General features: G+C 70.4%; 16 protein-coding genes. 4 read left to right on the top strand and 12 right to left on the bottom strand.

The features are described from left to right. The first annotated feature begins 5 nt into the window (after positions 1–5). Positions 6–902, top strand: coding sequence for a spermidine synthase (locus HNR09_RS13840; protein WP_179542567.1), 897 nt, complete (start codon positions 6–8; stop codon positions 900–902). Here HNR09_RS13840 and rsmD read toward each other — a convergent pair. The 4 genes from rsmD to HNR09_RS13820 all read right to left on the bottom strand — a co-directional run bounded on the left by rsmD (position 875) and on the right by HNR09_RS13820 (position 5840). Next, the gene (gene rsmD, locus HNR09_RS13835) at positions 875–1426 is read right to left on the bottom strand and encodes a 16S rRNA (guanine(966)-N(2))-methyltransferase RsmD (protein ID WP_179542566.1); all 552 of its coding nucleotides are present in this window, start codon (positions 1424–1426) and stop codon (positions 875–877) included. The two genes, HNR09_RS13840 and rsmD, sit on opposite strands and share 28 nt — an antisense overlap. A 93-nt stretch (positions 1427–1519) precedes the next feature. Further along, complete coding sequence (locus HNR09_RS13830) at positions 1520–3754, bottom strand: ATP-dependent DNA helicase RecG (RefSeq protein WP_179542565.1); 2235 nt, start codon at positions 3752–3754, stop codon at positions 1520–1522. Next, positions 3751–4770: a DAK2 domain-containing protein gene (locus HNR09_RS13825; RefSeq protein ID WP_179542564.1), complete on the bottom strand. Its 1020-nt coding sequence runs from the start codon at positions 4768–4770 to the stop codon at positions 3751–3753. The genes HNR09_RS13830 and HNR09_RS13825 overlap by 4 nt, the downstream gene beginning before the upstream one ends. Positions 4771–4805: 35 nt before the next feature. Beyond that, entirely contained in the window at positions 4806–5840 is a 1035-nt protein-coding gene (locus HNR09_RS13820; RefSeq protein WP_179542563.1) for an LCP family protein, read from the bottom strand. 167 nt (positions 5841–6007) lie between these two features. Between HNR09_RS13820 and HNR09_RS13815 the strand changes: the two genes are divergently transcribed. Then, entirely contained in the window at positions 6008–6556 is a 549-nt protein-coding gene (locus tag HNR09_RS13815; RefSeq protein ID WP_179542562.1) for a DUF3515 domain-containing protein, read from the top strand. Here the strand turns inward: HNR09_RS13815 and HNR09_RS13810 are convergent. The 6 genes from HNR09_RS13810 to leuC form a co-directional block, all read right to left on the bottom strand. Next, positions 6519–7679 (bottom strand): D-alanine--D-alanine ligase family protein, encoded by a 1161-nt coding sequence (locus HNR09_RS13810; RefSeq protein WP_179542561.1) that lies wholly within the window; start codon positions 7677–7679, stop codon positions 6519–6521. The two genes, HNR09_RS13815 and HNR09_RS13810, sit on opposite strands and share 38 nt — an antisense overlap. A gap of 8 nt (positions 7680–7687) precedes the next feature. Beyond that, a complete protein-coding gene (locus HNR09_RS13805) occupies positions 7688–8761 on the bottom strand; it encodes an NAD(P)H-dependent glycerol-3-phosphate dehydrogenase (protein WP_179542560.1) in 1074 nt (357 codons plus the stop codon). A gap of 3 nt (positions 8762–8764) precedes the next feature. Continuing rightward, entirely contained in the window at positions 8765–9508 is a 744-nt protein-coding gene (locus tag HNR09_RS13800; protein ID WP_343047554.1) for a lysophospholipid acyltransferase family protein, read from the bottom strand. A 20-nt stretch (positions 9509–9528) separates the two neighbouring features. Beyond that, a complete protein-coding gene (gene murA / locus HNR09_RS13795; protein WP_179542559.1) occupies positions 9529–10851 on the bottom strand; it encodes a UDP-N-acetylglucosamine 1-carboxyvinyltransferase in 1323 nt (440 codons plus the stop codon). 184 nt (positions 10852–11035) lie between these two features. Then, positions 11036–11635: a 3-isopropylmalate dehydratase small subunit gene (gene leuD, locus HNR09_RS13790; RefSeq protein ID WP_179542558.1), complete on the bottom strand. Its 600-nt coding sequence runs from the start codon at positions 11633–11635 to the stop codon at positions 11036–11038. Between the two features lie 32 nt (positions 11636–11667). Next, positions 11668–13113, bottom strand: a complete 1446-nt coding sequence (gene leuC, locus HNR09_RS13785; RefSeq protein ID WP_179542557.1) for a 3-isopropylmalate dehydratase large subunit — start codon at positions 13111–13113, stop codon at positions 11668–11670. 189 nt (positions 13114–13302) lie between these two features. On the opposite strand from leuC, the gene HNR09_RS13780 reads away from it, so the two are divergent. Then, entirely contained in the window at positions 13303–14214 is a 912-nt protein-coding gene (locus HNR09_RS13780; protein ID WP_378936877.1) for an IclR family transcriptional regulator, read from the top strand. 118 nt (positions 14215–14332) lie between these two features. Beyond that, positions 14333–15661, top strand: coding sequence for a nucleotide sugar dehydrogenase (locus HNR09_RS13775; RefSeq protein WP_179542556.1), 1329 nt, complete (start codon positions 14333–14335; stop codon positions 15659–15661). Here HNR09_RS13775 and thiL read toward each other — a convergent pair. Together thiL and HNR09_RS13765 are read right to left on the bottom strand one after the other, a co-directional pair. Next, positions 15643–16773 (bottom strand): thiamine-phosphate kinase, encoded by a 1131-nt coding sequence (thiL, locus tag HNR09_RS13770; RefSeq protein ID WP_179542555.1) that lies wholly within the window; start codon positions 16771–16773, stop codon positions 15643–15645. The two genes, HNR09_RS13775 and thiL, sit on opposite strands and share 19 nt — an antisense overlap. 49 nt (positions 16774–16822) lie before the next feature. Continuing rightward, positions 16823–19399, bottom strand: a complete 2577-nt coding sequence (locus HNR09_RS13765) for a LuxR C-terminal-related transcriptional regulator (RefSeq protein WP_179542554.1) — start codon at positions 19397–19399, stop codon at positions 16823–16825. Between the last annotated feature and the right edge of the window lie 4 nt (positions 19400–19403).

The raw sequence follows: 19403 nt of genomic DNA, 5'->3' as shown, positions 1-19403 counted from the left end.
GCACCATGGTCCACCCCGAGGAGAACCCCGCGGCGCGGACGCCGACACCCAGCCCGCCGCACACCCTTCCGCGCAGCATCCGGCTCTCCGGCTCGGGCACTCTGGCCGAGCTGCGAGCCGACGATCTCACCGAGGCCGGAGTGGTGCTGACCATCGACGGCGTCGAGCAGTCCCACGTCGAGACGGATGACCCCGGCTGGCTGCTGCATGACTACACGGTGCGGATCGGCGCGGTGCTCGACGCGCTGGGAGACGAGGCCGCCTCCACCAGAGGACGGCGCGTGCTGCACCTCGGCGCCGGGGCCCTGACCCTGCCGCGCTGGGTGGAGCACCGAGCTGCAGAACGACACCTGCCCGCCCCCGAGCAGATCGTGCTGGACCTCGAGCCCGAGCTGATGGATTTCGTGCTCGAGACGCTGCCGATGCGCACCCGCCCGCACACGATCGTCGCGGACGCCGCCGCAGCCCTGGCTCCCGGCGGGGCGCTTGCCGGACGTCACCACGACGCCGTCGTCGTCGACCTCTTCAACAGTGCCGACGCCCCCGAGGCGGTCACCTCCACGCAGTTCTGCCGCCGGCTCGGAGCGATCGTGGCCCCCGGCGGGGTGCTGGTGATGAACCTCGGTGACGAACCGGGACTGGCCTTCGCCCGCCCGCTGATCAGCCGACTGGTGGCCGGCGCCGGGGCCGCGGACGCCGCACGGTGCCTGGTCACCGCCCCTGCCGATGTCCTCGACGGCGCCGTCGCGGGGAACCTGGTGGTCGCCGTCGCCGACGCTCCGATCCGGTCCCGCGCCGCTGAGGCGGTCTGGGCCGCCGGACCACATCCGTGCGAGGTGCTCAGCGGGCATGAGCTCCAGATCTGGCTCGCGGCTCAGGAGGGCTCGGCGAACCAAACCTGAGTGGTGCCGTAGGCGCGCTCCTGGAAACGTTCCAGGCCCTCCGGCCAGCTGGGCTCCGGGCTCCGGGCGTCCCGCTCGACCACCACGGTGGCCGCGGGATGGAGCTGCGGGACCGCCGCGGCCAGCAGAGCGGTGAGCTCCTGCTCCTCGAGGGCGTAGGGCGGGTCGAGGAAGAGCAGCTCGATCGGTGCGTCGTCACGCCGCTGCAGGTGGCGCAGCGCGTCACAGCGGTGCACTGTGGCCCGGTGCGCCTCGAAGAACGTCACGTTGCGCCGCAGGGTGCGCAACGCCGGTTCGGCCCGGTCCACCAGCTCCACGTGGCGGGCGCCGCGGCTGAGCGCCTCCAGCCCCAGCGCCCCCGAGCCGGCGAAGAGGTCCACGACGACGGCGTCCTCGAGGGCGTCATAGACCTCGAGGCGGGAGAACAGCGACTCCTTGACCCGATCGCTCGTGGGCCGCGTCCCCTCCCCGGGGACCGACGCCAGACGGCGGCCCTTGTGCGTGCCGGCGATGATACGCGCCACTGATGCGCCTCTCTGTCGGTCGTGCGGGATGTCGGTCGTGCGGGGTGTTGGCCGTCCGGGGTGTCGGTCGTGCGGGATGTCGGCCGGCTCGGCTCAGCCGCGCTCCAGGTAGGCGTCGGCACCGTCGCTGCGGGCGATCCAGGCGTCGATCGCCTCCCGCAGCACGGCGTGGCCCTCCCACTGCGGATCCGCCGCCGTCATGGCCTGCACATGGTCGGCGGCACCGGTGATGACCTGCTCGTCCCGGACGATGCGCAGCAGCTTCAGCGTGGTGCTGCGGCCGGCCTGGGAGGCGCCGAGCACATCGCCCTCGCGCCGACGCTGAAGGTCCAGCCGAGCCAGCTCCATGCCGTCGCTGTGCGCGGCGACCTCCTCCAGACGCTCCAGGGACGGGTGCTCGTCCGGCAGCCGGGTGACCAGCAGACAGAGACCCTGCGCGGAACCGCGGCCGATGCGGCCGCGGAGCTGATGCAGCGTGGAGATGCCGAAGGCGTCAGCGTCGAGCACCGCCATCACGGTGGCGTTGGGGACGTCCACCCCGACCTCGATGACGGTGGTGGAAAGCAGCACATCGATCTCTCCGCGTTCGAAGGCCGTCATCACCGCCTCCTTCTGGGTCGCGTCCATCCGACCGTGCAGGCTCGCCAGGCGCAGTCTGCCGATCAGCGGATGCTCCGCGAGCCGCTCGGCGAGCAGCTCCACGGAGGCGTCCTGCTCGATCTGCACCCCCGTCTCCGGGTTCTCACGCTGGTCCGACTCGGAGATCTTCGGGCAGACCACATAGGCCTGATGCCCGGCGGCGGCCTCCTCAGCGATGCGCTCCCAGACCCGGCCGATGACCCGCGGGCCCTGGACCATCCGAGCCACATGGGTGCGGATCGGCTGCCGGCCGGCCGGCAGCCCGTCCAGGATGGTCAGCTCGAGATCGCCGAACACCGTCATCGCAACCGATCGAGGGATCGGGGTGGCCGACATGACCAGCATGTGCGGGGTGACCGCATAGCGGTGCCGCAGAGCGTCACGCTGCTCGACGCCGAAACGATGCTGCTCGTCGACGACGACGATCCCCAGGTCGGCGAACTGCACCTTCTCCCCCAGCAGGGCATGGGTGCCGACGACGATGCCCGCCGCTCCGGAGGCGATGTCCAGCAGCGCCTGTCGACGCTCCCCGGTGCTCATCGAGCCGGTCAGCAGAGTGACCTTCACCGCCGGGGCGTCATCCGGGCTGTCCCAGGCCGAGAGCAGATCCGTGCCGGCCAACGCGCCGAGCATCCCCCGCAGCGACCGCTCGTGCTGGGCGGCCAGCACCTCCGTGGGCGCGACCAGGGCCGCCTGGCCCCCGGCGTCCACGACCTGGAGCATCGCACGCAGCGCCACCAGCGTCTTGCCGGAGCCGACCTCGCCCTGCAGCAGGCGGTTCATCGGCTCGGCGCCGGCCAGATCCGCGGCGATCAGCTCCCCGCAGCCTCGCTGTCCGGCGGTGAGGGTGAAGGGCAGGGCGGCCTCGAAGACCCCGAGCAGCCCGTCCTCGCGACGCGGCCGCGGGTGCCCGACCCCGAGGCCCGCCACCGCACGACGCCGGGCCAGCAGCGCCTGCAGCAGGAAGGCCTCCTGGAATCGCAGCCGACGCAGCCCCTCAGCGGGATCCTCCATGCGCGCGGGCCGGTGGATCAGCAGGTAGGCGGTGGCCAGACCGCAGAGGTCCTCGGAGTCGGCCACCTCGACAGGCACCGGATCCGGCCAGGTGTCGAGGTCGACCATCTCCAGCACCAGTCGCACGCAGCGGTAGATCTCCCAGCTCGAGACCTTCGCCGTGGCCGGATACAACGGGACCGGAGTGGTCCGCCCCTCCCCCGGAAGCGGAGCGCCCGACGGTCCATGGGCGGGGAGCCCCGGCGGCTCCTCGGCGTCCTCCCGCAGGACCGAATAGTCGGGATTGTTCAGGGTCAGCCGGCCCCCATAGCTGCCGACCTTGCCGTGGAACATCGCCCGGACCCCGGAGTTCAGATCACGGAAGGCCCCGTGTCCCTGGAAGAAGGCCATCTGGAGGCGGACGCCGTCGTCGTCCTCGACGAGCACCTCCACCAGGAAGCCGCGGCGACGCTGCATGCGCCGTTTGGACGAGCTGACCACCCGGGCCACGAAGGTCACGTGCTCGTCCTCGCGCAGCTCGGCCAGCGAGGAGAGCTGCCCGTGCTCGACCCAGCGGCGCGGGATGTGCTCGAGCAGATCTTCAGCGGTGCGCAGTCCGAGCTCACGTTCCAGAGTGCGCGCGGAGGCCTCACCGAGCAGCCGGTCCAGCGGCGTCTGGGGTCCGTGTCCGCTCATCCGCCGAGCTCCGTGAGGGTGAGCGCCTCGACCGATCCGGCGGCGCGGATCGCCTCAGCAGTGGGCCCACGCCGGGCGGTGTGGACGTGCACCCGCCAGCGGTAGGCTCCCGCGGCATCCGCCTCGACATCGACGGGGGTGATGATGACCGAATCCCCGAGCTCATCGAGCCGGTGCCTCAGCGACGCGGCGCCGAGCGGGTCCAGGCGGACGGTGGCCATGATCTCCACCAGGCGGATCGCGGCGGCATGCTCGGTCTGCTGCGGGGTCGTTGACGCGGCAGGGCGCATAGGGGACCCACCCTGCGCGGCCTCGACGGTCTGCTGCGGCGCCGGGCCGAGCAGGCCGGGCAGCCCGTCCAGGAGGTCCTCGGCGAGCTCCTCCCCACAGACTGTGGCACGCAGCGCATCGAAGATCAGCAGCAGGCCGGTGCCGCCGGCGTCGACCACCCCGGCGGCGCGCAGCTCGTCCAGCTGATCCACGGTGGCCTCCACCGCGGCTCGACCGGAGCGCAGCGCCCGGTGCAGACATTCCTGGAGCGCGGCGCGGCTCTCCGGCTCCTCAGCGGCGAGGGCGCTGGAACGGATCTCCGCGGCGATGGCGTCGAGCACCGAAAGCATGGTCCCGACTACGGGTTCGGACAGGGCGCTCCACGCCCGCAGGCTGGCCCGTTCCAGACCGTCGGCCAGCCCGGGCGCGGTGAGCCGCTGATGCCCGTGGAGGGGCTCGGCGATGCCGGAGAGCAGCACCGCCAGCAGGGTCCCGGAGTTGCCGTGGGCCTCCACCATGGCCGAAGATCCCACAGCGGCCAGCAGCTCGCCCAGATCCTCCTGCTCAGAGCTCTCCACAGCACGACGACAGGTGCGCACCGCGGCGAGCATGTTCGTCCCCGTGTCCGAGTCCGGGACGGGGAACACGTTGAGCAGGTCCAGTTGGCCCCTTCGGGCGTCGAGGGACTGCTCCGCGAGCGCGAACCAGCCCTGCACCGCCTGGCGGCCCTTGACCTTGCCCCTCATCGTCCTCCTCGTGCTGCGTTCTGGTGCCGGCGGCGCTAGAGGTCGCGCTCGTCCACGTACTCCTGGAGCGTGCCGTCGTTCAGGGCCTCGGAGATCTCCGCCATCGACTGGGTGTCCTGGTTCCAGATCCACTGGCCGTCGGGAGAACGTCCGGAGTCGCCGGTCGGGAGCGTGAAGAGCTGGATGTCTCCGGCGGCGCCGCGCATCTGCCAGGCCAGCGAGCCCACGGCCCGAGCGTCCAGGGTGTCGTCGACCACCAGATGCGGCGAGAAGGTCTCCACCATGTCCTGCACCTGGCCGGGGTTGGTCAGGTTCGAGGGTGAGAGCGACTCCTGGACCACCGCGCGGATGAAGGCCTGCTGATTACGCACCCGCTGCAGGTCCCCGTCGGGGAACGTCGCGCGGTGCCGCACGAAGGAGAGCGCCTGCTCGGAGTCCATGTGCTGAACGCCCGGTTCGAAGGTGTGCCCCTCCCCGGTGGTGAAGGCCTCGGAGTAACTGGAGTTGACGTCCACTCCCCCCAGGGCCTCGACCAGGCCGATGAAGCCGAGCATGTCCACCGAGGTGACATGGTCGATGCGCACGTCGAACAGGCCCTCGAGGGTGTCGACGGTCAGCGCGATCCCACCGAGAGCCAGCGGCGCGTTGACCTTGTGCCAACCGTGCTCAGGCACCTCCACCCAGAGGTCACGCGGGATGGACATCACCTGCAGGCTGTCCCGGTCCTCCGGGATGTGCACCAGCATCATCGTGTCGGAGCGCCCACCCTGCGGCACCCGGGGAAGGTCCTCGGACTCGCCGGAGCCGCCATGGTCGTCCGAACCGATCAGCAGGACGTTGATCGAGTCGTCGTCCTTGGCGGGACGCCCCTCCTCGTCCGGGAAGACATCCTCCTCGGCGAAGGTCTGGACATTGTCCTCGTAGCTCCGGGAGAGCGAGTTCAGATACATCAGCGCGGCGACGAGCGCGCCTGCGACCAGGATCACCAAGGAACCCAGCACGATGCCGATGGTGATCCGGCTGCGCTTCTTCCGTCTTTGACGCGCCGTCTCGACGGTCTCTTCTGCCATATGTGCTCCTCAGCTGGGCGCGCCCCTGCCGTCGGACGGCGGGTCTCCCCGCGAACGGCGTCCGACGGTCGACGTGCAATGAACGGGTCGACGTCGTCCCAGGATATGCCAGAACTGTGACGAGCCGTGACAGCCCTTCGGTGGGCCGCTCAGCTACGGTGTCGTGCATGCCCGTTCTCCGGACCGACACGAGCCGCCGCCGACTGCACGTCCCGGCCCTGATCCCCGTCGTCGCGACACTGACCGCCTGCTCCGGGGGCGTGGCCTCTGTGGAGCCCGCCCCGCACGCCGCCGACCCGCTGTGCGCCCACGTGATGCTGGCCCTGCCGGAGGTGATCGGCGAGCACGACCAGCGCGAGACCGACTCGCAGGGCACCGCGGTCTGGGGCGACCCGAGTCAGGTGGTCGTGCGCTGCGGAGTGGAGCCGCCGGGCCCCAGCCCGGAGCACTGTGTGAGCGCCGACGGCGTCGACTGGCTCGCGCTGGAGGAGGACTCAGCCGACTGGCGGCTGATCAGCTACGGCCGGCAGCCCGCGGTGGAGGTGCTGCTCGATGTCGAAGAGGTCCCATCCTCGACGGTGATGCTGGCGCTCTCCGGAGCAGTGGAGCGGATCGATCAGACCCGCGAATGCACCTCCACCGAGCAGGACATCGAGGACACCGCGGACGGCTCGGACGTCAGCGAAGACCGACAGGACGCTGAAGAGCCAGGGTGATCAGCTCGGTGATCAGCTCCGAGTAGTCGATCCCGGTGGCTCTCCACATCTGCGGGTACATGCTGATCGGAGTGAAGCCGGGCATGGTGTTGATCTCGTTGATCACGATCTCCCCGGCGTCGGTGTAGAAGAAGTCCACCCGGGAGATGCCCTCGGCATCCACCGCTTCGAAGGCGATCACCGCCTGCCGCCGGATCTCCTCGGCAACCTCCGCCGGCAGGTCCGCAGGACAGCTGAGGTCGGCCGCCGCAGAGTCTGTGTACTTGGCGGTGAAGTCATAGAACTGATGGGATTCTCCGCCGTCGTGGACGACGATCTCCCCCAGCTGCGAGGCGCGCGGGGACTCCCCCTCGCGACCGTCCAGGACCCCGCACTCGATCTCACGGCCGGAGATGCCCTCTTCGATGACCACCTTGGGGTCGTGCTTCTGCGCGACCGCCACTGCCTCGTCGAGCTGTTCCCAGCCGTCCACGCGGGTGATCCCCACGGAAGAGCCGGCGCGTGCAGGCTTGACGAACACCGGCAGCTCGAGCCGACGCACCCGGTCCAGCGCCGCCTGCGGGTCGCGGCGCCACTGTCGGGCGCTCAGCGTCTCGTACCGACCCACCGTCAGTCCTGCGGCTTCGAAGGCGACCTTCATGAAGTGCTTGTCCATGCCCACGGCCGAAGCCAGCACCCCGGCCCCCACATACGGCACCCCGACGGACTCCAGCATCCCCTGCAGGGTGCCGTCCTCGCCGAAGGGGCCGTGCAGCAGGGGCAGCACGACGTCGACAGGTCCCAGCAGCGTGCTCTCGCCGGCAGGACCGACCTCGAGCAGCTCGCCGGTGCGGGCTCCGGCCCCGTCGGCGCCGCCGTGCAGCGTCACCGTGGAGGCGGTCGGCGCCACCCGGGGCAGGGCCCCGCCGTTGAAGGTGTGGGTCCGCGGATCCACGGTGGGGCGGGTCCACTGGCCGGAGGCCGTGATCCCCACCGGCACGACGTCGAACTGCTCCTCGTCCACGGCCTTGAGCACTCCGGCGGCGGTCACGCAGGAGACTGCGTGCTCCGAGGAGCGGCCGCCGTAGAGGACGAGCACACGAGGGCGAGTCTGAGCAGGTCCGGGCTGCACTGGTTCAGGCATGGAGAGGGTCACTTCCCTTCGGCTTTGAGGTCTCGGGCCAGCAGCAGCGAGGCGATGCGGTCCACCACGAGCGTGCCCTCGAGCACGGCCACGACCGCCTCAGAGATCGGCATCTCCACACCGTGGCGGCGCGCCAGGTCGACCACGGCCGAGCCTGACTTCATCCCTTCGGCGGTCTGGGTCAGCTCGGCGGTGACCTGCTCGGCGGTCAGGCCGTCTCCGAGGAGCCGGCCGGCGCTGCGATTGCGGGACAGCGGCGAGGCGCAGGTGGCCACAAGGTCGCCCAGCCCGGCCAGCCCGGAGAAGGTCTCCAGCTGGCCGCCCAGGACGCTGGCCAGCCGTGTGGTCTCGGCCAGGCCGCGGGTGATCACCGAGGCCTTGGAGTTGTCCCCGAGGCGCTGGCCGTCGCAGATGCCCACGGCCAGGGCGATGACGTTCTTGACGATGCCGGCGATCTCCACTCCGACGACATCGGTGTTCGTGTAGGGCCGGAAGTAGGCGTTGTTGCACAGTGCGGCGATCCGCTCGGCCACGGACACCTCCGCGCAGGCGACCACCGAGGCGGTGGGCTCCTCCCGGGCGATCTCCATGGCCAGGTTGGGCCCGGAGACGACGGCGACGCGCGCAGGCCCCACACCGAGCTCCTCGGCGATCACCTCGGACATGCGCATGTCGGTGCCGCGCTCGAGCCCCTTGATCAGAGAGACCAGCACGGCCTCGTCGTCCAGCACCTCTCCCACGGCGGTCAGGTGCGAGCGCAGCGACTGGGCCGGCACGGCCAGGACGACGACCTCCGCGTCCGTCACCGCTTCGGCGATGTCGGTGGTCGCCCGCACACACTCGGGCAGAGGGACGTCACCCAGATAGGAGGTGTTCGTGTGGTCCTCGGTGATCTCTCGGGCGACCTCCTCGCGGCGGGCCCACAGCACGACCTCGACCGGGCTGCCGGAGGATCGGGCCGCATCGCCGAGGACCTTCGCGAACGTGGTGCCCCAGCTGCCGGCGCCCAGCACCGCGATCCGGGCGCCGTGCTGCGCCCCGGAGGACGGTTCAGCCTGCCGGGCGATGTTCTGCACGTTCATGGATCACCCTTCCTGGACCTGACGACGCGGGACCCGCTGGCGCAGCGCGCGGTCCCAGATGAGTTCGGGCGGCTCCTCGCCGCGCAGAGCGGCCACCCCTTCGGTGAGTGCATCCTCGATGCGCTCGGTGGCCCGGGCCAGCACCTTGCGCGTGCTGGGGAGCTCCCGCAGGTCGGCGACGTCCACCGGATCCCCCACACGCAGCCGGTACCGGGGGCGTGGCAGGATCCTGGGGACCTTCCCGTAGGGAGCCAGCAGACCCTGGACTCCCCAATGGGTGATCGGCACGACGGGGACCCCGGTGCTCAGCGCCAGCCGAGCGGCGCCGGTCTTGGCACGCATGGGCCACAGCTGAGGGTCCCGGGTGAGCGTCCCTTCGGGATAGATGACGATGGCCCCGCCTGCCGCCAGGGCCTCACGGGCCTGCTGGAGGGACCGTTGCGCGCCCCGCTGGTCCCGCGCCACGGGGATCTGCTCCAGTCGGCCCAGCATGCCGCCGAACACCGGGATCCTGAACAGCGAGTCCTTGGCCAGGAAGTGCGGGGTGCTGCCGCTGCTGTACACGGCGTGGGCGACCACCAGCGGGTCGATCTCAGTGATGTGGTTGACCACCGCGATGAAGCCCCCACGCGGAAGACGGTCCAGGCCGTCCCACTGCTTGCTCAGGACCAGGTTCAAAGCTGGACGCACCGCGTTCGCGGCGGCACGGATGCTGAGCGAGGTCGGGGTGTGGCGAGGAGGTGTCACAGCAGAGAGCCTACCCAGCCTCAGCGGCCAGTCATCTCGACGTCAGCGCCGAGTCCGGCGATCTTGTCGATGAACCGCTCATAGCCGCGGTTGATGATCTCGATGCCGGTGACGCGAGAGGTGCCCTGGGCGGCGAGTGCCGCGATGAGGTGGGAGAAGCCCCCGCGCAGGTCGGGCACATCGATGTCGGTGCCCTTCAGCTCGGAGGGCCCGGAGATGACGGCCGAGTGCAGGAAGTTCCGCTGGCCGAAGCGGCAGGGGTTGGACCCCAGGCATTCACGGTGGAGCTGGATGGAGGCGCCCATCCGTTTGAGCGCCTCGGTGAATCCGAAGCGGTTCTCGTAGACGGTCTCGTGGACGATGGAGACCCCATGGGCCTGGGTGAGCGCGACGACCATCGGCTGCTGCCAGTCGGTCATGAAGCCCGGGTGGACGTCGGTCTCCAGGACGAGGGGCTTCAGCGGGTCCCCGGCGTGCCAGAAGCGGATGCCGTCGTCGTCGACCTCGAATTCCCCGCCGATCTTCCGGTAGGTGTTCAGGAACGCGGTGAGGTCGCGCTGGGCCGCACCGCGGACGTAGATGTCACCGCGGGTGACCAGCGCGGCGGAGGCCCAAGAGGCGGACTCATTGCGGTCCGGGATCGCCCGGTGCCGGAATCCGCTGAGCCGGTCCACTCCCTCGATGCGGATCGTCCGGTCGGTGTTGACCGAGATGATCGCGCCCATCTGCTGCAGGATCGCGATGAGGTCGTGGATCTCGGGCTCCACCGCGGCGTTCTTCAGCTCCGTGATGCCCTCAGCCATGACGGCGGTGAGCAGCACCTGCTCAGTGGCACCCACCGACGGGTAGGGAAGGTCGAGCTTGGCACCCTTGAGGCCCTTGGGCGCGGTGATATGGATGCCGGTGACCTGCTTGTCGACGACGGCGCCGAAGGTCCGCAGGACCTCCAGGTGGTAGTCGATCGGGCGGTCGCCGATGCGGCAGCCACCCAGATCCGGGATGAAGGCCTCCCCGTTCTTATGCATCAGGGGACCGCAGAAGAGGATCGGGATGCGCGAGTCACCCGCATGGGTGTCGATCTCGGAATGCTCCGCATTGCGCATCTGCCGCGGGTCCAGGGTGAGGTCACCGGTCTCCGGCTCGACGTCGACGGTCACCCCGTGGATGGTCAGCAGATTCGTGACGATCTCGACGTCCTTGATCTCCGGCACGTTGCGGAGCTTCGAAGGTTCGCTGCCGAGCAGAGAGGCGACCATGGCCTTCGGCACAAGGTTCTTCGCGCCGCGGACCCGGACGCTGCCCTCGAGGGGCTTTCCACCCTGGATGGTGAGCAGTTTGGCCATAGTGACTCGACGATCCCTTCGTGATGCACAGGAGATGTGGCCTTGCCACTGTATCCAACGTCGTGGACGCCGTCGGACAATTCAGCCACGCGGGAAGGCAACGATTCCATGACGGGGGATCTTCCCAGCCGGTTCCCAGCGGATCCCCAGCATCACGGCGATCCAGGTCACTGCCCCGGAGGGATCAGATCCGGGCCGGGAGCGTCCTGGGCTTCCAGCGGGGACGCGTCGCCTCGAATCGCGAGATGTCCTCGGCGTGGGTGAGCGTCAGCGAGATGTCGTCGAAGCCTTCCATGAGACGCCAGCGGGTGTAGTCGTCGATCTCGAAGGTCGACTCCACCGAACCGCAGCGCACGGTGCGGGCCGCCAGGTCCACCTCCACCTCGGCGCCGGGCTCCTTCTCGAGCTCCTTCCAGATGAGCTCGACGTCGGGCTGGGCCACCTGGGCCGTGACCAGCCCCTGCTTGCCGGAGTTGCCGCGGAAGATGTCGGCGAAGCGTGAGGCGATGATCACACGGAATCCGTAGTCCTTGAGCGCCCACACGGCGTGCTCGCGCGAGGATCCGGTGCCGAAGTCGGGACCGGCGACCAGCACTGTGCCCTCACGGTAGGCGTCCTGGTTCAGGATGAACTCAGGATCCCTGCGCCAGGAGGAGAACAGCGCGTCCTCGAAGCCGGTGCGGGTGATCCGCTTCAGGTACACCGCCGGGATGATCTGGTCGGTGTCCACGTTGGAGGCGCGCAGCGGGACGCCGACGCCGGTGTGCCGGATGATGGGTTCCATGCTCGATTCAGCTCCTCGTGGGGGACGCCGGCTCAGGCCGGCTGCGGCGCGGGGGCCAGGATGTCAGAGGGTGCGGACAGCGTGCCGCGCACCGCGGTCGCTGCGGCGACCACAGGGGACACCAGATGGGTGCGGCCGCCCTTGCCCTGGCGGCCCTCGAAGTTGCGGTTCGAGGTGGAGGCACAGCGCTCCCCCGGCTGCAGCTGGTCCGGGTTCATGCCCAGACACATGGAGCAGCCCGCGAAGCGCCATTCGGCGCCGAAGTCCTTGAAGACCTGGTCCAGCCCCTCCGCCTCCGCCTGCAGGCGCACCCGCTGGGATCCCGGCACCACGATCATGCGCACCTGCGGGTCCTTCTGGCGGCCTCGGAGGATCTCCGCGGCGGCGTGCAGGTCCTCCATGCGGGAGTTGGTGCAGGAGCCCAGGAAGACAGTGTCCACCCGGATGTCCCGCATCGGCGTGCCGGGGGTGAGGTCCATGTACTTCAGCGCTCGCTCTGCGGAGTCGCGGTCCCCCGGGTCGTCGAAGTTCTCCGGCGCCGGCACGACGTCGGAGAGGCTCACCCCCTGGCCGGGGTTGGTGCCCCAGGTGACGAAGGGCTCCAGCTCGTCGGCGTCGATGACGACCTCGGCGTCGAACTCCGCGCCCTCGTCGGTGCGCAGCGAGCGCCAGTTCTCGACGGCGGCGTCCCAGTCCTCGCCCTCCGGGGCGTGGGGGCGCCCCTTGATGTACTCGAAGGTGACCTCGTCCGGGCCGATCATGCCGGCTCGGGCGCCGGCCTCGATGGACATGTTGCAGATCGTCATCCGGGCGTCCATGGAGAGCTGCTCGATGGCGGAGCCGCGATACTCGAGCACATAGCCCTGTCCGCCGCCGGTGCCGATCTTCGCGATCACCGCGAGGATGATGTCCTTGGAGCTGACCCCGGGCTTCAGCGTGCCCTCGACCGTGATGGCCATGGTCTTGAACGGCTTGAGCGAGAGCGTCTGGGTGGCCATCACATGCTCGACCTCTGAGGTGCCGATGCCCATGGCCAGCGCGCCGAAGGCGCCGTGGGTGGAGGTGTGGGAATCGCCGCAGACCACCGTCATCCCAGGCTGAGTGAGCCCGAGCTGCGGGCCCACGACGTGGACGATGCCCTGATCGTCGTCGCCGAGCGAGTGCAGCCTGATGCCGAACTCCACGGCGTTGGCGCGCAGGGTGTCCACCTGCTTGCGGCTGATCGGATCGGCGATCGGCTTGTCGATCTCCAGCGTGGGGGTGTTGTGGTCCTCGGTGGCGATCGTGAGATCGGGACGGCGGACCTCACGACCGGCGAGCCGCAGCCCTTCGAAGGCCTGCGGGGAGGTCACCTCGTGGACGAGATGCAGGTCGATGTAGAGCAGGTCAGGCGTGCGCTGCCCGCCCTTCTCCTCGCCGGGCACGACGACATGCTCATGCCACACCTTCTCCGCCATCGTCAGCGGCTTGTCCTCCATGGGATCCTCCTGAGGTCGGCCCTATACCACTACAGAAGCATCGTTGCCAGGCGGTATCCAGACCTGGACGCCCGGGTCTCACTATATGAACTGCGGGAGCCGAATCGGCGACACGCAGCTCAGGACCCCGCGCGGAGCCAGGTCTCACTATCTGAGATATTTCCTCGGATTCGCAGTATGATGTCATCTATGTCCAGCCCTCGAGCCGGTGCTCCCCGACCCCGAGCCTCCCGACCCGCCGCTTCCGCGTCCGGCCCTCAACGGCCCGGCACTGTCCCGCAGCGCGGACACGCAGCTGACCCGGCCAGCCCCGCGGAGCCGCCGCTGGGCCCGCCCCGCCCGCTGCACTCCCCCTCAGGAATCGGCGTGGTGGACAAGTCGGTCCTCATCCTCGACGCCCTGGAGGCCGGCCCGGCCTCCCTGGCCCAGCTCGTGGAATGCACCGGCCTGGCCCGCCCCACGGTCCACCGGCTGGCCTCGGCGCTGATCCATCACCGCTTCCTCAGCCGAGATGTCCGCGGCCGCTACGTGATCGGCTCCCGACTGGCCGAACTCGCCTCGGCCGCCGGTGACGACCGGCTCGTCTCCGCCGCCGGGCCGATCCTGCTGCGGCTGCGTGACGCCACGGGCGAGAGCTCCCAGCTGTACCGCCGGCAGGGCGATGCGCGGGTCTGCGTGGCCTCTGCGGAGCGCCCCATCGGACTGCGCGACTCCATTCCGATCGGGACCCAGCTGTCGATGCGAGCCGGTTCGGCCGCCCAGGTGCTCCTCGCCTGGGAGGACCACGAGCGCCTCGTCGAAGGACTCCAGGGGGCTCGCTTCACCCCCACGGTGCTGGCCGGGGTACGTCGACGCGGCTGGGGCGAGTCGCTGGGTGAACGCGAGCCCGGCGTCGCCTCGGTCTCGGCGCCGGTGCGCGGCCCCTCCGGCCGGGTGATCGCCGCCGTGTCCATCTCAGGGCCCATCGAGCGGCTGACCCGCCAGCCGGGCCGTCAGCACGCTGAAGTGGTCGTCCAGGCCGCTCATCAGCTGACCGAGATGGTCCGGAAGAACCCCGACGCCGCCGAGCACGGACTCGGAGAGGATCCCGGGCGCCCCTGAGGTCGCCGCCGACGTCGCCGCCCCCTCGCGCATTGGCCTCGGACGCCTGGATCGTCACAGACCCGCCGCCCGGACGTTGTGCCGCCGGCTCCCCCACTCACGCACCTATGATGGGTCCGTGATCAAGAACATCAGTGTCATCGGTACCGGATATCTGGGCGCCACGCACGCGGCGTGCATGGCGGAGCTCGGCTTCGACGTGGTCGGAGTCGACGTCGACCCGGAGAAGATCGAACGCCTCTCGCGCGGGGAGCTGCCCTTCCATGAACCCGGCCTGCCGGAGCTCATCCGCCGCCACGTGGACTCGGGCAGGTTGCGCTTCACCACCGACCTCGACGCGGTCGGCAGCTGGGCGGACATCCACTTCATCGCGGTGGGCACTCCCCAGCAGAGCGGCGGCACCGGGGCGGACATGACGTTCGTCGACACGGCCGCCGCCGGACTCGCACGCGCCATCACCAAGGACGCGCTGATCGTCGGCAAGTCGACCGTGCCGGTCGGCACCGCCAGGCGGCTGCGCGACCTGGTCGCCGAGGAGTCCCGCGAGGGCGTCAGGGTCGCCCTGGCCTGGAACCCCGAGTTCCTCCGCGAAGGCTTCGCGGTGCAGGACACGCTGCGCCCGGACCGCCTGGTGGTCGGCACGGACTCCCCCGAGGACGAGGCCACGCTGCGCGAGGTCTACGCCGACGCGCTGAGCCGCGAGACGCCGTGGGTCGCCACCGACTTCGAGACCGCCGAGCTGGTCAAGGTCGCCGCCAACGCCTTCCTGGCCACCAAGATCTCCTTCATCAACGCCTTCTCCGAGGTCACCGAGACTGTCGGCGGTGACATCCGCACCTTGGCGGACGCGATCGGTCACGACGCCCGCATCGGTCGGAAGTTCCTCAACGCGGGGGTCGGCTTCGGCGGCGGCTGCCTGCCCAAGGACATCCGCGCCCTGCAGACCAGGGTCTCCGAGCTCGGCCTGGACCACACGATGAACTTCCTCAATGAGATGGACCAGATCAACCTGCGACGCCGCGACCGGGTCGTCACCCTCGCCGAGCAGATCCTAGGGGACCTCAGCGGGCGCCGCATCGCTGTCCTCGGGGTGAGCTTCAAGCCGCTCTCGGACGACGTGCGCGACTCCCCCGGTCTGGATGTGGCCAACCGGTTGTTCAACTCCGGCGCCGAGGTCTTCGTCCATGATCCGGAAGGCAATGCGAACGCCGCGAAGCGCTTCCCGCGCCTGGGCTATGTGGACTCCCTGTCCGAAGCCGCCCAGGACGCCGATCTGGTGGTGCTGACCACCGAATGGGATGAGTTCAAGGCATTGACTCCCGCCGACCTGGACGGAGTGGTGGCCGCGAAGAACTTCCTTGACGCCCGCCACGTGCTCGACGCCGCGCAGTGGGAGGGCGCCGGCTGGACTTTCGCCCAGCTCGGCCGTCACTTCCCGCAGGACTGAGAGCCGGACCTCGAGGCGGGCCCCTCGCCCTGCCGGAGCGAGTCCCATCCAGCGCTGACGGTGCCCCCGGCGAACACGCCGGGGGCACCGTCGCAACTGCGCACCTCTCCTATCCGACGGAAACCCTCGGGCAGGTCTGCCTCACCGGGGAAGGTCGCGAGCAGGGCATAGTCCTCTCCCCCGCCGAGCACCCACCCGCGGGAGCTGTGCGCGTCCAGACGGCCCAGCGCAGTGATCTCCTCGGCAAGAGACTGCTCCTCGAGGACGAGGGCGACCTCGGACGCCCGGGCCAGCCGGTCCGCGTCGCGCAGCAGCCCATCGGAGACGTCAAGTCCCGCGGTCGCGCCGGAGGCCAGCGCCCGGGGCCCCGCCGTCAGGTCCGGGGCGGGACGGCGCTGGGCATCGAGGCAGGCCTCCAGCAGAGATTCGGCGCCCCGCGCGGGCGACACCTCCCCTTCCAACACCGCCAGACCGGCGGCGGCCCGACCCAGCGGCCCGCACACGGCCAGCTGATCTCCCGGCCGCGCCCCCGAGCGCAGCAGGCTCCTCGCCCCGGTCGGCGTCCCCAGCGCAGTGATGGTCACCGACACGACATCGCCGGAGCCGAGGTCCCCGCCGGCGATCACACACCCCGCAGCGCCGGGCGCCGTGGCCGCCGCCGCGATCCCGGACATGACGCCCACTGCCCAGTCCAGGCGGGTCTGCGGAGGCAGAGTGAGGCTCACCAACAGTGCGACCGGACGAGCGCCCATGGCGCTGAGGTCCGAGAGGTTCTGAGCCGCGGCCTTGGTCCCGACGCCATGCGCGGCCTCGGCGGGATAGGCCCACCAGCCGGGACGGAAGTCCTGGTCCTGGGACATGGTGTCGGTGGTGGCCACCAGCCGAGGGTCCTCCAGCCGGAGCACTGCGGCGTCGTCGCCCGGACCCACAGGCATGCCCACCGGCACCCCTCGCCCAGGAGGGGCCGGGGCACGATGGGCATCAGGGGCGTTGTGAGCGTTGTGGGCATCGATGACCTCGCGCAGGGCCGCGAGGACCACGTCCTCTCCGAGCTGCTGGACCGTGTCAGCGCCTTCAGGGTCGGCGGGGTCGGCGGGGCGGGTCTCTGACATGGGTCCCATGATCCCATGGGACGTCACCGTCCGGCCGGGACGTCCCCTGTCATTCCAGGTCCACCAGTCCGAGTTCCATCAGCTCCATGCGGTTCCGACAGGAGAACCGCTGGAGCAGCTGGGAGATCGTGGCCTCCACCGTACGTGGTGACAGTCTCAGGATGCGGGCCACCTGGCGGGTCGGCTCGCCGCGGCGCAACAGCCCGAGGACCTGCTCCTCCCGGGACGAGAGGTCGAGCTCGGTGAAGGTGCTCAACACCCACGAGCCCTCCGGCGCCCGTCTCCGCGCCTCCAGCACGGTCCGCACGATCCAGGCCCGCTGGGACAGGTCGAGTTCATGGCGTCTCTGCCAACGGACCATGAGCACCGCCAGACCGAAGAACCTGGCCCCGGCCTGCAGCAGCACATCCGCGATCTCCAGGGCCCTCGTGTCGGACTCGGTGATCATCGCTTCCCCGAGGATCCCGATCATGCGGGCCCGGCCCGTGCTGCGCCCCCACGACGACTCCCCGATCGCGTCAGCAGCGGGAGGCCAGCCGCTGAGCGCTCCGAGCAGGAGCAGCTGCTGCTCCTGGGCCCACTCCCCTGCCTCACGGGCACGCTCCGCGAGCCGCACGAGGGCATCGGCGACCTCGAAGGCACCGGGGCCGCTCCCTACCAGGGCCATTCCGGCAGTGGCCAGGCGCAGCGCCGGGAAGCCCGCGGACTCCTCGAACCCACGGAGACGCAGATCACGATGGGCCTCGGCGGCGACCTCAGGGTCCACGTACGAGGCGCAGGCGGCGTGCACGGCGGAGGCGAACGGCAGAAGGCCGTAGGGGTCGTCCCACTCCCAGGACGCCATCGCCGAGACGGCGAACTGGGCGGCGGTGTGCATGCGGTCCTCCTGCATGGCGGCGACGGCCCCGACCGTGTCGGCCACGGCGGCGCCCGTCGCCGGGTTCGCGGCCCCGTGACGCCAGGTCCCGACGTCGAGGCGCAGGGTGTCGGTATGCCACCCCGTGACCATGGTGATCATCAGCAGGAGGCTGTGTGCGGCCTCCTCGACATCCGGCCGGCCACCTTCACGGGCCAGCTGGTCCAGCAGCAAGGACAGGACCAGGCGTCCGAGGTCCGGATGCCGTCCGAGACCGAGGCGGGCGCCGACATGGAGCTGGGCCACGGCAGCCTCGTCACAGGGGGCCTCCTGGTGGATCCGGCGCACTTCCTGGAGCCACCGGCGGGCGCCTTCGACGTCCTCAGGATCTCCTGGGCAGACGGCTTCGTCGGCCATGCCGACGATCCGGTCGAGTGTCGGAGTCGTCCCCGGCCCCAGCACCGCGGAGAGCTGCCGGACCAGCGGGGCCGCCGCAGCCGGCTGGAAGAGGCTCAGCCTACGCGCCAGGAGGAGCCCCTGCCGCAGCGCGTCGAGCCGCTCAGAGGACGGGGCGGTGTCCCCCGGAGAGTGCCGGACGAGCCGCCCGAGATCCTGGAGCGCCTCCCGCACGCGTCCCAGTCCGAGCATGGCGCGGGCACGGAGCACCCGCGCCGTGGGGCCGGGATCCTCCGCCATCGCGTCCAGCACCGCGATCCCCGGCCCGTACCAGGAGCGTGAGATCGCCCCGCGTGCCGCGCGCAGCGCCTCCTCGACACCGACCTGCTCCCCCACGCGTGCCGCCCACCAGATCAGGCCGATCTCGGCCGTCGCGCCGATCCCGACCCGGGGGACCGTCGCCCCCATGACATGCCAGAGGCGAGCCGATTCGGCAGGGCGCATCCGGTCGGCGATGCCGCTCTCCAGCAGCTCCGAGGTGATCCTGAGCTCCGGAGGGCCATGAGGAGCCGGGGCATCCACACCGATGAGGCCCTGCGCCCGCAGACTGTCCACTACGCAGACTCCGAACTCCCGGACCGCCCAGGACTCCGGCAGTCGCCAGGCACAGGAGATCAGGCGGAGGAGCTCATGCTCCTTCTCCTCCAAGCCACGCATCAGCTCCGGAAGCTCTTCGGCCAGCCTGCGGCGGAAGGCGGGCTCCTCGGGCTCCCACCTCCAGACACCGTCGACTGGTCTCAGCACCTGGGTGCGACGCGCCCGGTCGAGCACCATGTTCACCGCTTGGGGGTGGCCTCCGCTGAGCAGCACCGTGCGCCGGGCCGCCAGCGAAGTCACCGGACCACCCAGCTCTCGGACCATCGCACGAACGGTGTCCTCCGGCGTGAGCGCCCGCACGGCAAGAGTCACCACCCGGCCGGTGCGTCCGTGCCGGATGACCGACTCCGGCAGGTCCTGCTGGCTCCGCAGGATCAGCAACACGGTCAGGGGCCGGCCGGACACGAACTCCAGCAGCTCGCTGAACCGCCGTCCCTCCAGCTCTGCAGGGTGCTGGACAACGATGAAGCCCACTGCGCCCGCGTCATTCTCCACCCCTGGCGGCCCGAGTGCTGAGGCGAGAGACTCCCCCGATGTGGCGTCGTGGCGCAGCCGATGCACTCGGGTCCGCCCCGCCAATTCGCCGAGCAGCTCGTCGGCGCCCCAGAGGGCCGGGATCATCACGGCGGCCACGTCGTAGTCGTCGACGGTGAGCAGGGCCTCCGCCAGTGCACGGGAGGGGCGGAAGTCCGGGGCCTCCACAAGAAGGGGCGGCATCAGC

The sequence above is a fragment of the Nesterenkonia xinjiangensis genome, assembly GCF_013410745.1.
GTDB classification, from domain to species: Bacteria; Actinomycetota; Actinomycetes; order Actinomycetales; family Micrococcaceae; genus Nesterenkonia; species Nesterenkonia xinjiangensis.
The sequence above is the reverse complement of the archived record's forward strand: the minus strand, read 5'-3'. Positions and strand labels throughout refer to the sequence as shown.